The following is a 14,213-nucleotide window of genomic DNA, read 5'->3' as shown; positions in this document are numbered from 1 at the left end:
GAACTCTGATGTCGTGCACCCATGGATCCCCTGCCCAAGACATCCTCGGAGATACCGATCCACCCGCTGTACGACCGCTGGCCGGACAGCTTTGATCCTGCACGCGAACTGGGCGCACCCGGGGGTTATCCCTTTACTCGTGGGGTCTATCCCGGCATGTACACGCGGCGTCTGTGGACGATGCGCCAATACGCCGGTTTCGGCACCGCCCGCGAATCGAATCAGCGCTACCGTTACCTCCTGTCGCAGGGGCAGACCGGATTGTCGGTCGCCTTCGATCTGCCGACCCAGATCGGCTACGATTCCGATCATCCGTTGGCGAAGGGAGAAGTCGGCAAGACGGGCGTCGCCATCGACGGCGTCTGGGACATGGAAATCCTGCTCGAAGCGATTCCTCTGGAGCGCGTCTCTGTTTCGATGACGATCAACGCCACGGCGGCGATTCTTTTGGCACTGGTCGTAGCCGTGGCGAAACGGCGTGGGGTGCCCTTGCCGCAGTTGTCCGGGACAATCCAGAATGACATTCTCAAGGAATACGTCGCGCGCGGCACCTTCATCTATCCGCCGCGGCCGTCGATGCGACTGGTGGCCGATACGATCCGATACTGCCACGATCATCTACCCAAATGGAATCCGATCTCGATTTCCGGGTATCATATTCGTGAGGCGGGCGCAACGGCGGTGCAGGAGATTGCCTTCACGTTGGCCAATGGCATCGCCTATGTCGAGAACGCGCGTGCCGCGGGACTGGCGGTCGATGACTTCGCGCCGCGACTGTCATTCTTCCTCAATGCTCACAATGACCTCTTCGAGGAGATCGCGAAGTTCCGCTGCGCCCGGCGTCTCTGGGCCAAGATCATGAAGGAGCGGTTCGGTGCCGCCAAGGCGGAGTCGCAGCGGTTTCGCTTCCACACGCAGACCGCCGGTTCGACACTGACCGCCCAACAGCCGCTCGTCAATGTCCCCCGCGTGACGCTCCAGGCGCTGGCCGCGGTCCTCGGCGGCACACAATCGCTGCACACCAACGCCTATGACGAGGCCCTGGCGCTGCCGACGGCCGGTTCGGCGGAGTTGGCCCTGCGGACGCAGCAGGTACTTGCCTTCGAGTCGGGCATCACGCGCTCCGCTGATCCACTCGGTGGTTCCTTCTTTGTCGAGTCTCTGACCGACGAGTTGGAGGCACGCGCCGTGATCCTGCTGAAGACAATCGATGAACTGGGCGGGGCGGTGGCCGCCATCGAGAAAGGGTACTTCGCGCGCGAGATTCAACGCTCGGCGGCCGAGCACCAGCGCCGCGTCGAGCAGGGAGATGTCACGGTGATCGGTGTCAATCGGTTCGTCGCCGACGTCCGTGAAGAAGCGGTCCCAACAACGCGCGTCGATTCCGCTCTGGAGAGTGAGCAGTGCGAACGGCTGCATGCGGCCCGGAAGGGTCGGGACATGAGACGGACCCAAGTGGCGTTGGCCGAATTGGAGCGCCGGGCGGGCGGGAACGATCCGCTCATGCCGGCGATCGTCGACGCCGTGGAGTCGCAGGCGACGGTGGGAGAAATCTCGGATGTCTTCCGGCGCGTGTGGGGGGAATATCGCCGAAACGAAATCCTCTGAAGGACCCGCTCCTGACACACCATGTGGATCGGGTCAAGGTCCGAAGTGGTTGACAGCAGGAGGAACTGATGGCAAAGAAGATCGCTCATGTGGCCGTCGCGGTGCAGAACCTCGACCGCGCCTGCGACTTCTACCGTGATGTCATGGGGGCCAGGATCGAGGGACGTCGCATAATGCCCGACCAGAAGGTCGAGCTCGCCTTCGCGGTCTTCGACGCCGGGACCAAACTGGAGCTCTTGATGCCGACCCAGGAGGATTCTCCGCTGGGGAAGTTCCTGCGCAAGCACGGACCGGGCCTGCATCACGTGAGCATTACGGTGGAAGGAATCGAGCGGCAACTGGAGTTTTTGGCCGACCACGGTGTCAAAATTATCGATGCCCAACCACGGCGCGGCGCCGAGAACGATCGCATTGCCTTCCTGCATCCCTCTTCGACGCTGGGTGTACTGATGGAATTGTCGGAACCGGCGACGGATGCGCACTGAAACAGTCCGGCATGGGCGCCGGACTGGACGTTGCGCCTGCGGCGGAAACGTGCCTATCTTGGCCGATGGTAGACGCGCGATGGGAGCTGAATGCCTATGAACAAGGTTGTCGCCGATGCGAAAACGGCCCTGGGCCGGGTGGGACTCAAGGATGGCATGACCATCATGGTCGGCGGCTTCGGGCTCTGCGGCATCCCGGAGAATTTGATCCTGGCCCTGCGCGATTCCGGCGTCAAGGAGCTGACCGTCATCTCCAACAATGCCGGCGTCGACGACTTCGGGCTGGGGCTGCTGTTGCAAACGCGGCAGATCCGCAAGATGGTCTCCACCTACGTCGGCGAGAACGCCATCTTCGAGCAACAGTTCCTGCGCGGTGAGCTGGAGTTGGAATTCGTTCCCCAGGGAACGTTTGCCGAGAGGATTCGCGCCGGCGGCGCCGGTATTCCGGCCTTCTTCACGCCGACCGGCGTCGGGACCCTGATTGCCGAAGGCAAGGAGACCCGCGTCATCGACGGGCGGGAGTACGTTCTGGAGCGGGCCCTGACCGCGGACTTGTCCCTCGTCAAGGCATACCAGGGCGACGCGCTGGGAAACCTGATCTACCGCAAGACGGCACGCAATTTCAACCCGATGATTGCGACCGCCGGACGAATCACGGTCGCCGAGGTGGAGCATCTTGTGCCCATCGGTTCCCTCGAGCCGGATTCCGTGCACACGCCGGGGATCTACGTGACCCATGTCTTGCAGGGGAGCAAGTACGAGAAACGGATCGAGCAGCGCACGGTGCGTCCGCGCGAGGGGAAGTGAGTCGACCATGAACGCACAGGAACGCATCATCCGTCGCGCCGCCCGTGAACTCAAAGACGGGTACTATGTCAACCTCGGCATCGGCATGCCCACGCTGGTGTCCAACTTCATCCCTCCCGGCGTCACCATCACCTTGCAGTCCGAGAACGGGATGCTGGGAACCGGTCCGTTTCCCTATGAAGGGGAAGAGGATGCCGACCTGATCAACGCCGGAAAGCAGACGGTCTCCGAGACGCCGGGCGCTTCCTACTTCTCCTCCGCCGATTCGTTCGCGATGATCCGGGGCGGACACGTCGACGTGACGATCCTCGGCGCGATGCAAGTGTCTCAGTATGGCGATCTGGCCAATTGGATGATTCCCGGCAAGCTCGTCAAGGGGATGGGCGGCGCCATGGATCTTGTCGCCGGAGCGCGTCATGTGATCGTGACCATGACGCATACCGCCAAGGATGGCTCCCACAAGATCCTCCAAGAGTGCGACCTGCCGCTGACCGGGCGCCGTGTCGTCAACATGATCATCACCGATCTGGGTGTGTTCACGGTCGGTGACACGGGATTGACGTTGACCGAGAAAGCCGCCGAGGTCACGCTCGATGAGCTGCGTCAGAAGACCGGCTGCGAATTCGCGGTGGCCGGTCGTCTGGGCACATTGGAGTGAGTCGGATGGCGACGAAGGCGATGGTGGCCGAATTCCTGGCACAGCGCACCCTGGCGGTCGTGGGAGCGTCGCGCGAACCCCGCAAGTTCGGGAATGTCGTCTGCCGGGAACTGGCGGCGAAGGGGTACAGAGTCTTCGCGGTCAATCCCTACGCCCAGGAGATCGACGGTCAGCCATGTCACCCGAGTCTGAATGCCCTGCCGGAGCCGGTGGGTGGAGCCGTGATCGTCGTGCCGCCCGCGCAAACCGAAAAAGTCGTGAAGGACGCCGGGGCCGCGGGCATTCATCGTGTTTGGATGCAGCGGGGGTCGGAGTCACCCGCCGCGCTGGATTTTTGCCGGGAGCGGGGGATCGATGTCGTGCACGGCGAGTGCATCTTGATGTTTGTGGAACCGACCGGCTTTGTCCATCGCGTGCACCGCGGTTTGTGGGGGCTCTTCGGGAAGCTGCCGAAGTGAGGGAAACATCGGCTGGAATGGGTTGCATGACGTCGCGAGGAACACGGGATCTCGCCTCACGTGGGTGAACAAGGGGCTTAAGCCCCTTGTTTGCCGGTTCATGCGGTGGTCTGGCGGATTGTGATCCGGCAGTAGCCGGTTTCGGATGAGTTGCGATCAGGGTCAATGGAGGAATGAGATATGGCGACAGCAGACAACGATGCCGTGATTCTCTCGGCGTGCCGCACGGCCATCGGCAACTATCAGGGCGGGCTGTCGGGATTCAGCGCCACCCAGTTGGGCGCGCTCGTGATCAAGGAGGCGGTTGCTCGCAGCGGCATCAACAAGGACGACGTCGACGAAGTGATCATGGGCCAGGTCGTGCAGGCCGGTGTCGGTCAGGCCCCGGCAAGGCAGGCGGCGATTCATGGCGGGATCCCCTCGGCGGTCGGGTGCATGACCATCAACAAGGTCTGCGGCTCCGGCCTCAAGGCGGTGATGCTGGGCTCGCAGTCCATCCGTCTGGGCGACCAGCATGTCGTCATCGCCGGCGGTATGGAATCGATGTCCAATACGCCGTTCGTGCTGCATGGCGCCAAGAAGGGACTCCGCTTCGGCGACCAGACGCTCAAGGACAGCATGGTTCTGGATGGGTTGTGGGATTCGTTCAACGACTTCCACATGGGAAACGCCGCTGAGTTGACGGCCAGGAAGTCGAACATCACACGGGAGGATCAGGACGCGTACGCAGCGGGGTCGCATGCCAAGGCGCTGGCCGCCACCGCCGCCGGGAAGTTCAAGGCCGAGATTCTTCCGGTTGAGATCCCGCAGAAGAAGGGCGATCCGGTGAAGTTCGAGACGGATGAGTGCCCGCGCCCCGGGACCACCCCGGAAACGCTGGCCAAGTTGCGTCCGGCCTTCCTAAAGGACGGTACCGTGACCGCGGGGAATGCCCCCGGCCTCAATGACGGCGCCAGCGCACTGGTGGTCGCCTCCCGGGCCTATGCCCGGGCGCACGGGCTCAAGCCGATGGCGAGGATCATGGCCCAAGCGACCGCGGGGACCGATCCCGAGCTTCTGTTCTATTCGCCGATCTACGCCGTGCGCAAGCTGTGCGAAAAAATGAAAGTCGACGTGCACCACTTCGACCTGATCGAGGCCAATGAGGCGTTCGCGGCCCAGTGTCTAGCCGATGGGCGCGAGTTGGGATGGGATTGGAACAAGGTCAACGTCCATGGCGGCGCCATCGCGCTCGGACATCCGATCGGCGCCTCCGGCGCACGCATTCTGACAACGCTGATCTATGCGCTCAAGGACCGGCGCCTCACCAAGGGGCTGGCGACGCTGTGTCTGGGCGGGGGCAATGCGGTGGCCCTGGCCATCGAGATGGAAGGCTGAGTATTGCTGAGAGCCATATGAGAGAGCACAAGGGGCTTTCCTTCCCTTGCCATTCGTACCGCACCTCGGACTCGTGACGGACGTCACAAGGCAGGCTTGAGTGACACCATCGGATCACATTCGCAAGGTCGGCGTTATCGGCGCCGGCACCATGGGCGGAGGCATCGCGCACGTTTTTGCCCAGCATGGTTTTTCCGTCGTGTTGGTGGACAGCGTCGATGGGGCGCTGCAGAACGCGCGGGCGACGATCTCTGGCAATTTGGATCGACAGATCAAGAAACAGGTCATTCCCGCCGGCGACAAGGATGCGATCCTGGGGCGCATCACCGCCACGCTGGATCTCAAGGCGACCGCCGGCTGCCAACTGATCATCGAGGCCATATCCGAGAATCTCGATGCCAAGCTCCGGCTCATCGGCTCGCTCAACGGCTGGTGCGGCGATGACACGATCGTGGCAACCAACTCGTCGTCGCTGCCGATCACCCGACTGGCGGCGGCGGCCAAACACCCGGACCGCTTCATCGGCATGCACTTCATGAACCCGGTGCCGGTGATGAAGCTGGTCGAGATCATCCGTGGGCATCAAACATCCGAGAGTACTTACGAGATCGTTGTCGATCTCTGCGGGCGTCTGGGCAAGACCGGCGTGGGAGTCAACGATTACCCCGGTTTTGTGTCCAATCGCATTCTCATGCCGATGCTCAATGAAGCGATGTATTGTGTGATGGAGGGGGTGGCGGAACCGGCGGCGATCGACGAGGTCATGAAGCTCGGCATGGCACACCCCATGGGACCGTTGGCGCTCGCCGATTTCATCGGGCTGGATGTCTGTCTGGCGATTATGAACGTCTTGTACGAGGGGCTGGGCGATTCGAAGTACCGTGCTTGCCCCTTGCTGAGGAAGATGGTGTACGCCGGTGATTTGGGCCGCAAGACGGGGAGAGGATTCTATTCGTACGCCGCGACGGCGTGACTTGAGGTGGACGTAGGATGTCGGTTGGATGCTCTGCTTGTGGCGAGTGAGGTCGAGCCGCACCCACCGGTTGGGACGGCGTGGAAGAAGAGGTGGGTGCAAAGCACCCACCCTACCAAATCAACTCCGATGGCGGAGACATCGAGGTGACTGCCGTGTTTGAATCACTATTGACCGAAGAACAGCGACTCCTGCGCGATACGGCGCGGGAATTCGCCGAGAAGCGGCTCTATCCCCACGCCGAGGCCTTTGACCAGGCGCAGGGGATTCCCGATGGGCTGTTGAAAGAAATGGCGGAACTGGGGTACTTCGCCCTGACGATTCCGGAGGAATACGGCGGGATGGGGATCGACGCCGTGTCCTACGCATTGGTCCTGGAGGAATTCTCCCGTGCCTGCGCCGGGCTGGGGATCATGGTCTCGGTGCAAAACACCCTCGTCTCCGGCGCGATCACGCGTTTCGGCACCGAGGAACAGAAGAAGCAGTGGCTGCCACGCTTGGCGGCCGGTGAGCTGGGTGCTTATGCCCTGACCGAGCCGGATGCCGGGACCGATGCGGCCGCGATCCAGTTGGCCGCGACGGACGGCGGCGACTGCTATGTCCTGAACGGGGCAAAGACGTTCATTACGTCGGCGGGTCTGGCCAAGCTCTTTCTCGTGTTTGCGCGCACCGATCCCAAGGGCGGCTCGCACGGGATCACCGCGGTGGTCTTGGACCGTGACACACCGGGGTTTGAAGTCGGCAAGCCCGAGCACAAGCTGGGAATCCGGGCCTCCGACACGCGGGCACTGTCATTCACGGATGCCCGCGTGCCGAAGTCGAACCGTCTGGGCGCCGAAGGGCAGGGATTCAAGATCGCCCTGTCGCAGTTGGACTATGGACGATTGGGCGTGGCGGCGCAGGCTTTGGGGATCGGCGAGGCGGCCTATGCCGAAGCTCGTAAGTACGCCAAAGTGCGCCAGCAATTCGGTCAGCCGATCGCGCAGTTTCAGGCCGTGGGGTTCAAGCTCGCCGACATGAAGGTGAAGCTTGATGCGGCGCGCCTGCTGCTCGACCGCGCCATCCGCAAGCTCATGACCGGAGAGCGCTTCACTCTGGAGGCCGCCGAGGCGAAGCTCTTTGCCTCTGAGGCCGCCAACTGGGTCGCCAACGAAGCGGTACAAATCCATGGCGGCTACGGCTACATGAAGGAGTATGCGGTCGAGCGGTACTTCCGCGATGCCCGGATCACGGAAATCTACGAGGGGACGTCGGAGGCACAACGGATCGTAATTTCGCGCGCCATCCTGGCCGAGGAATAGCATCCATGTGGTGGGACCCCAAAGTCGAAGAGTACCGTCGCGAAATCCGCGATTTCGCCGAGCGCGTGGTGGCTCCGGCGGGGGATCGCATGGAGGAAGCCGGGGTCTTTGAGCCCGAGCTTCTGGCCGAACTGCGTCAACGGCGACTGCTCTGTCTGCTCTGCCCGACCGAGTACGGCGGCCCCGGGATCGATACGTTGCGTTACGTCGTCGCGGTCGAGGAACTGTCCCGCATGTGCGGGTCGACCGGAATCACCGTGGCGGCCGCCAACTCGCTGGGGGTGTATCCGGTCTGGCTCTTCGGTACAGAAGCGCAGCGCCATGCCGTACTTCCCGGAACTGTCACCCACGGCCACATCATCAGCTTTGGTCTGACCGAGCCCGAGGCCGGGTCCGATGCCGGCGGCACAAAGACGACCGCGGTGCGCGAGGGCGACGGCTGGGTGATCAACGGCTCGAAGTGCTTCATCACCAATCCCCATTTGGCCGAGTGGATCATTGCGACCGCGGTCACCCAACCGGGTCGAGGAACCAAAGGAATCTCCTCGTTTCTGTTTCACAAGGACACGCCTGGGTTCTCGGTCGGCAAGAAGGAGAACAAGATGGGCCTGCGCGGCTCCGACACCGCCACGCTCCATTTTGACAATATGCGCCTCCCGGCCGACGCAATGCTCGGTCCCGAGGGGGAGGGATTCCGGCAATTCATGAAGACCCTCGATGGGGGACGCATCTCGATCGGTGCCATGGCGCTGGGTTTGGCGCAGGGGGCCTATGAGACGGCCGTTCGATACGCCGCGAAGCGCAAGCAATTCGGCCAGGCGATCGCCGAGTTCCAGGCGGTGCAATGGAAACTCGCCGACATGGGGACGCAAATCGAAGCGGCCCGTCACCTGGTCTACAATGCGGCGTATCTGAAGGACAAGGGCGCGCCCTTTGCCCGCCAGTCGGCCATGGCCAAACTCTACGCCTCTGAGGTCGGTCGTTTCTGCACCTACCAGGCGATCCAGGTTCTGGGAGGAGCCGGATACATGTCCGCAGGCCGTGTGGAGCGACAATTCCGTGACGTCAAGCTCTGCGAGATCGGCGAGGGTACCTCCGAAATCCAGCGCATCGTCATCTCGCGATACATTCTTCGAGAATTCGCTTCCGTCGTGTGACCGTCGCGGCCTCTGTGCGGGTGTGTTTTTGACAGCCCCGTGTCCGCACGACCCTAAGAGGTCGGTTGTTTTCCCCGGAACGTCGTACCATACTACCCTACGGGGGAGTCGTCGCGTTACGCGCCGTCAGCCAGAGGGATCATCGCGTTGTAGGTTCGGGAGGCCGCCATGCCGTTGGAGAAAGTCGACAAGATTTGGATGAATGGTCGGTTCGTCGATTGGGACGATGCCAAGATCCACGTGTTGTCACACGTCGTGCACTATGGGTCGTCGGTCTTCGAGGGACTCCGCTGCTACAAGACGCAACGCGGCCCCGCGGTCTTCCGCTTGCAGGAGCACACGCGACGGTTGTTCAATTCCGCCAAGATCTACCGCATGGAGATTCCGTACACGCCGCAGGACCTCAATGCCGCGACGTTGGAGTTGATCGCGCTCAACCGGCTCGACGAATGCTACATCCGTCCGATTGCCTATCGCGGCTATCGGGAATTGGGCGTCAATCCCGCCGGTTGTCCTGTGGATGTGGCGATCGCGGCCTGGAAGTGGGGCAAATACCTCGGTCCCGAGGCCCTCGAGCGCGGCGTCGATGTCTGCGTCTCCTCATGGAATCGGATGGCGCCGAACACCTTTCCCGCGATGGCCAAGTCGGGCGCCAACTATATGAACTCGCAGTTGATCAAGCTGGAGGCGCTCGCGCACGGCTACGTGGAGGGGATTGCTCTCGACGCCAGCGGCCACGTCTCCGAGGGGTCTGGCGAGAACATCTTCATCGTGCAGAATAGCGTCTTGATCACACCGCCCTTCGGATCGTCGATTCTCCCCGGCATCACGCGCAACAGCGTCATTGCTTTGGCCGACGAACTGCGCATCAAGGTGATCGAGGAGGAAATCCCGCGCGAGGCGCTCTATGTCTGCGATGAGGCCTTCTTCACCGGCTCGGCGGCGGAGATCACGCCGATTGCCTCGGTTGACAAGGTGCAGGTCGGCAGCGGCCGTCGTGGTCCGATCACACGGCAACTGCAGGAGCGGTTCTTCGCCATTCTGAGCGGCGAAGCTCCGGATCGCTACAACTGGCTGACACCGATTCCTTCTCGGGCGCCGAGCCTGGTCCGGTAGAGCCATGAAAGTCGCCCTCGGCGCCGACCACCGCGGCTTCCCTCTGAAGGAAGCGATCAAAACCGCGCTGGAGAAATCCGGCGTTGTCGTCCGGGACTTCGGCACTCATTCGGAGGCGCCGGCCGACTATCCCGATTTCGGTCGCCCGGTCGCCGAAGCGGTGGCATCGGGACAGGCCGATCTCGGCGTCACCGTGTGTTGGACCGGCAATGGCATGAACATGGTCGCCAACAAAGTCGCCGGCGTCCGCGCCGCCTTGGCCCTGAATCCGGACATGGCCCATCTGGCGCGGGCGCACAATAATGCCAATGTGCTGACACTGGCCGCCAAGTATGTCGCCCCGGCCGATGCCGATCTGATTGTCGCCGAGTTCCTGAAGACACCGTTCGAGGGAGGGCGTCATCAGGCGCGATTGGACAAGATGTCCGCTGTCGAATCCGGCCCGCATCAGCCTTCGAGGGATTCGTAGGGCGGCCTTGGGCCGCCGTCCAGAAGTCAACAAGGACGAACATCATGAGTGCGCTGTCGCAGGCTGACCCGGAACTGTACGCTGCCGTCATCGGCGAGACACACCGCCAGGCCGAGAAGCTGGAGTTGATCGCCTCGGAGAACTTTGTGTCCGAGGCGGTGCTCGAAGCGCTCGGCGGCGTGATGACCAACAAGTACGCCGAGGGGTATCCCGGACGGCGCTACTATGGCGGCTGCGAGTATGTTGACGTCGCCGAGAACCTGGCGCGCGACCGGGCCAAGCAGTTGTTTGGCTGCGACCATGCCAATGTTCAGCCGCATTCCGGCTCGCAGGCCAACATGGCGGCCTACCTGACCGTGCTCAAGCCGGGTGACCGCATCCTCGGCCTGAAACTGTCCGATGGCGGGCATCTGACGCACGGCATGGCGCTGAACTTTTCCGGATTCCTCTTCGAGGTGCACGATTACGGCGTGTCCCGCGAAACCGAGACCATCGACTACGATGCGCTCGTCGCGCAGGCGCGCGAGGTCAAGCCGAAGATGGTCGTCGCCGGCGCCTCGGCGTACCCGCGCACACTCGACTTCGCGCGGTTTCGTGAGGCGGCCGATGCCTGCGGCGCCTATCTGATGGTCGATATCGCCCACATCGCCGGACTGATCGTCGCCGGTCTGCATCCCTCGCCGGTGCCGTTTGCCGATTTCGTGACCACCACCACGCACAAGACGCTCCGTGGTCCACGCGGCGGCATGGTGATGTGCAAGGAAAAGTACGCCAAAGAGCTCGACCGCATGGTCATGCCGGGCATTCAGGGCGGACCGCTCATGCATGTGATCGCCGCCAAGGCGGTTGCCTTCAAAGAGGCGCTCGCGCCCGACTTCAAGGACTATCAGCGGCAGATTGTCGCCAATGCGCAGGCGATGGCGGCGCGGCTGAGAACGCACGGTCACCACATCGTCTCCGGCGGTACCGACACGCATCTGATGCTCGTGTCCTTTGTGGGAACCGGTACCACCGGGAAGGCGGTGCAGGAGGCGCTCGACCGCGCCCAGATCACCGTGAACAAGAACGCTGTCCCCTTCGACCCGCAGAAACCGCTGGTCACCTCCGGGATTCGCATCGGCACTCCGGCGGTCACCACGCGCGGCATGAAGGAAAAGGAGATGGAACAGATCGCCGACATGATCGACCGGATCATCAAGAACTTGGGCAATGCGGAGGTCGAAAAGTCGATCGCCGATGAAGTGCTGGCCTTGTGCAAGCGCTACCCACTGTACCAGTCGCGCTTGTAGCGGCGCCGTGAACGGGCAGCCACCCGAATGTCCGGCCACCGCCTGTCATCCCGAGCGGAGCGAGGGATCTGCTTTCCCCGCATAGGGTGACAACAGCAGATGCCTCGCTCCGCTCGGCATGACAGAGTGTGATGTGTGCTCGTGTAGCAACGTAGGTCAGGAGCCCTGCCTGCGGTGAGCTCGGTCGAACCGCGCTCCTGACGCAATGAGATCACGGGATTGCCGTCAAAGGCAAAGCCATGCTCGCCTTCTTCTCCATCTCGCCGTTGGGCGAGGGTGAATCGGTCTCGAAACCGGTCGCCGAGATCGTCCAACTCATCGCTGACAGCGGTCTGGAATACCAACTGACCGCGATGGGGACGATCTTCGAGGGCACACCGGATCAGGTCTTCGATCTGCTCAAGGCGTGTCATATGAAGATGCGTTCATCGCATCGCCGCGTAACCTCGAAGATTCTGATCGATGACCGCGGCGATGATCTCGGCCGCATCCGTGCCAAGATCGCGTCGATCGAAATGGCCATCGGTCGTCCGGTGCAAACGTGAATTCGGTCAAGGGGCACGGCGTGCCGTGCCCGCGGGTGACCTAACGGGTCGCCCCTACAGTTGATTCCGAAATGACCGATCCCCAATTCATCGTCATCCTCACCACCTGCGCCACACGCAACGAGGCACAAACCATCGCGCAACGCCTGGTGGAAGAACGCTGCGCCGCCTGCGTGAACATCGTCGACAACGTCTTGTCTGTCTACCGCTGGCAGGGAAAGGTCGAGACCGGCAACGAGGCGCTGCTGATCATCAAAACCCGGGCGACACTGGCCGAACAGGTGGAGAAGACCATCAAGACGATGTCGTCCTACGAATGCCCCGAGGTGATCGTGTTGCCGATCGTCGGGGGTTTGCCAGAGTATCTGGGGTGGGTCACTGATCAGACGGCAGGGGAGTAGGCCGGACAGGTCATCTCATTACCGCCACTTTCACGATGTCACCGACCGTCTGCGATCCGGCTTGCAGCCGTAGGAAGTAGACGCCGCTGGCCAGATTGCGACCCAGCGTCGATTCGCCGACATCGATTCCGAGGATGTGGACACCCCCGCTGAGACTGCCTTGGTCATAGGTCGCAACTGTCCGACCCACCAGATCATGCAGCACGAGCTTGATTGCCTGGGAGGACCCCGCGTCACCCGGAATTGACACCTCCACCGTTCCCGTGCTGTTGAGTGGGTTGGGATACACGCGTAGAATGCCCGACCGACTTGACGTGGCGCAGGTCCCGTCCAGCACGGTCACGCTCACCACCAATGTGGCCACGGTCTCGCCGTCCCACGCAAACGCGTCGAACCGGTACCCCCCCGCCTGGCTCGCGTCGGGAGTGAAGACCAAAGATCCCACGCCGTTCCCCGAATCTGTGAACACGGCATGCGGCGGCAGTGGATTCGCACGCAACTCCAGTGAATCCCCATCGGCATCAGTGGCAACCACGCGCACTTTCAACGTCTCGCATTCCTGCACGACCTGCGGCTCAATTGCCGACCACACAGGAGCTCGATTGGCGGGACGGACCGTGATCGCAAAGTCCAGCGTGTCCGTCAAGAATCCATCCGACACGACCAGACGGACGTCGTGCTCGCCGATCTGCGCCTCCGGTGGGCGCCACCCGAATTCCCCTGTCCCATCACCGTGATCGATGAAGCTCGCATTCGCCGGCAAGTCAATCGCTGTGAGCGCCAGCGAATCACCGTCGGGATCGCTCGCTTGGACAATAAGCGTCAGCGAGTCTCTGGCCTTCACTTGTGCGGCGGCGACCGGCCTCCACTGCGGCGCGTGCCCCAGCGGATGTTCACTGATGATGTACTCCGCCTCTGACGACGGTTCGCTCTCGTGTCCGCTCGTGTCAAACGCCGTGACCACGATGTAGAGAGAGTCCTGTGTCCGGGATAAGTGCATGAGAGTATCGGAGACACTGGGGGCAATTACGGAAGTTGGTGGCAGCCCCGGTGCCCAGAAGCCCGCATGGAATCCTCGATACAGCCGGTATGCCGCCAAATCGGCCTCGGGCCGCGACAACCACCGGACGGTGAGCACGGTGTCCCGACCTGTTGCCGTGAGCGACTCCGGCAGCAGGGGTGGCAAGTCAAGGTACTCGTAGGAGATCCCTCCCGGTCCCCCCGTCCAACCCACATCTGAGCGAGAACTATCGACATCCAAGAGTGCCGGATCACCCGCATTGATCAGCGGGCTGCCTGCTTGCAGATGGTAGAGTGAGTCATCGGCGAACATCGGGTAGGCCGAGACGTTGGCCGAGTCATGAATCTTAACCGCTGAGGGCGGGTCATTAAGGTAGAGTCTAAAGGGAGCATTGTCCGGAGGCCAGATCGCGTTGTGTACAATTGTCCTGTTTCAGCTCCAGTCGGACAGATTTAGCATCTAAAAGTTGATGGTTTGCGTCGGTTCTCCGGGCCAGATTAGGGGACGGAGGACGGATGTATGGACGAGGATCATGGGACGCCGCTGAG

At 62.3% G+C, this 14,213-nt stretch carries 15 protein-coding genes; 14 read left to right on the top strand and 1 reads right to left on the bottom strand.

Features of this window, described 5'->3' with window-relative positions; translation table 11 throughout:
- The first annotated feature begins 21 nt into the window (after window positions 1-21).
- The 14 genes from AB1792_05645 (at window position 22) to cutA (ending at window position 12,644) form a co-directional block, all read left to right on the top strand.
- The gene (locus AB1792_05645; protein ID MEW5701695.1) at window positions 22-1,608 is read left to right on the top strand and encodes a methylmalonyl-CoA mutase family protein; all 1,587 of its coding nucleotides are present in this window, start codon (window positions 22-24) and stop codon (window positions 1,606-1,608) included.
- A 68-nt stretch (window positions 1,609-1,676) separates the two neighbouring features.
- Window positions 1,677-2,093 carry a methylmalonyl-CoA epimerase gene (mce, locus tag AB1792_05640; GenBank protein MEW5701694.1) on the top strand — a complete coding sequence of 139 codons (417 nt, stop codon included), beginning with the start codon at window positions 1,677-1,679 and terminating at the stop codon, window positions 2,091-2,093.
- A gap of 96 nt (window positions 2,094-2,189) precedes the next feature.
- Window positions 2,190-2,900: a CoA transferase subunit A gene (locus tag AB1792_05635; GenBank protein MEW5701693.1), complete on the top strand. Its 711-nt coding sequence runs from the start codon at window positions 2,190-2,192 to the stop codon at window positions 2,898-2,900.
- Between the two features lie 7 nt (window positions 2,901-2,907).
- The gene (locus tag AB1792_05630) at window positions 2,908-3,558 is read left to right on the top strand and encodes a CoA transferase subunit B (protein MEW5701692.1); all 651 of its coding nucleotides are present in this window, start codon (window positions 2,908-2,910) and stop codon (window positions 3,556-3,558) included.
- Window positions 3,559-3,563: 5 nt separating this feature from the next.
- Window positions 3,564-4,016: a CoA-binding protein gene (locus tag AB1792_05625; GenBank protein ID MEW5701691.1), complete on the top strand. Its 453-nt coding sequence runs from the start codon at window positions 3,564-3,566 to the stop codon at window positions 4,014-4,016.
- Between the two features lie 180 nt (window positions 4,017-4,196).
- Window positions 4,197-5,393, top strand: a complete 1,197-nt coding sequence (locus AB1792_05620) for an acetyl-CoA C-acetyltransferase (GenBank protein MEW5701690.1) — start codon at window positions 4,197-4,199, stop codon at window positions 5,391-5,393.
- 100 nt (window positions 5,394-5,493) lie between these two features.
- Window positions 5,494-6,366: a 3-hydroxybutyryl-CoA dehydrogenase gene (locus AB1792_05615; GenBank protein ID MEW5701689.1), complete on the top strand. Its 873-nt coding sequence runs from the start codon at window positions 5,494-5,496 to the stop codon at window positions 6,364-6,366.
- Window positions 6,367-6,458: 92 nt separating this feature from the next.
- Entirely contained in the window at window positions 6,459-7,667 is a 1,209-nt protein-coding gene (locus AB1792_05610) for an acyl-CoA dehydrogenase family protein (protein ID MEW5701688.1), read from the top strand.
- Between the two features lie 5 nt (window positions 7,668-7,672).
- Complete coding sequence (locus AB1792_05605; protein ID MEW5701687.1) at window positions 7,673-8,824, top strand: acyl-CoA dehydrogenase family protein; 1,152 nt, start codon at window positions 7,673-7,675, stop codon at window positions 8,822-8,824.
- 168 nt (window positions 8,825-8,992) lie between these two features.
- Complete coding sequence (locus tag AB1792_05600; protein ID MEW5701686.1) at window positions 8,993-9,940, top strand: branched-chain amino acid transaminase; 948 nt, start codon at window positions 8,993-8,995, stop codon at window positions 9,938-9,940.
- Between the two features lie 4 nt (window positions 9,941-9,944).
- Window positions 9,945-10,409, top strand: coding sequence for a ribose 5-phosphate isomerase B (rpiB, locus tag AB1792_05595; protein MEW5701685.1), 465 nt, complete (start codon window positions 9,945-9,947; stop codon window positions 10,407-10,409).
- A gap of 44 nt (window positions 10,410-10,453) precedes the next feature.
- The gene (glyA, locus tag AB1792_05590) at window positions 10,454-11,698 is read left to right on the top strand and encodes a serine hydroxymethyltransferase (protein ID MEW5701684.1); all 1,245 of its coding nucleotides are present in this window, start codon (window positions 10,454-10,456) and stop codon (window positions 11,696-11,698) included.
- A 239-nt stretch (window positions 11,699-11,937) separates the two neighbouring features.
- Window positions 11,938-12,243 carry an MTH1187 family thiamine-binding protein gene (locus AB1792_05585; GenBank protein ID MEW5701683.1) on the top strand — a complete coding sequence of 102 codons (306 nt, stop codon included), beginning with the start codon at window positions 11,938-11,940 and terminating at the stop codon, window positions 12,241-12,243.
- Between the two features lie 71 nt (window positions 12,244-12,314).
- Entirely contained in the window at window positions 12,315-12,644 is a 330-nt protein-coding gene (gene cutA / locus AB1792_05580; protein MEW5701682.1) for a divalent-cation tolerance protein CutA, read from the top strand.
- A gap of 10 nt (window positions 12,645-12,654) precedes the next feature.
- Here the strand turns inward: cutA and AB1792_05575 are convergent, their stop codons facing one another.
- Complete coding sequence (locus AB1792_05575; GenBank protein MEW5701681.1) at window positions 12,655-13,977, bottom strand: Ig-like domain-containing protein; 1,323 nt, start codon at window positions 13,975-13,977, stop codon at window positions 12,655-12,657.
- Between the last annotated feature and the right edge of the window lie 236 nt (window positions 13,978-14,213).

Source organism: Candidatus Zixiibacteriota bacterium (genome assembly GCA_040752595.1).
In the GTDB taxonomy this organism is placed as follows: Bacteria; Zixibacteria; MSB-5A5; order WJJR01; family WJJR01; genus JACQFV01.
The sequence above is the reverse complement of the archived record's forward strand: the minus strand, read 5'-3'. Positions and strand labels throughout refer to the sequence as shown.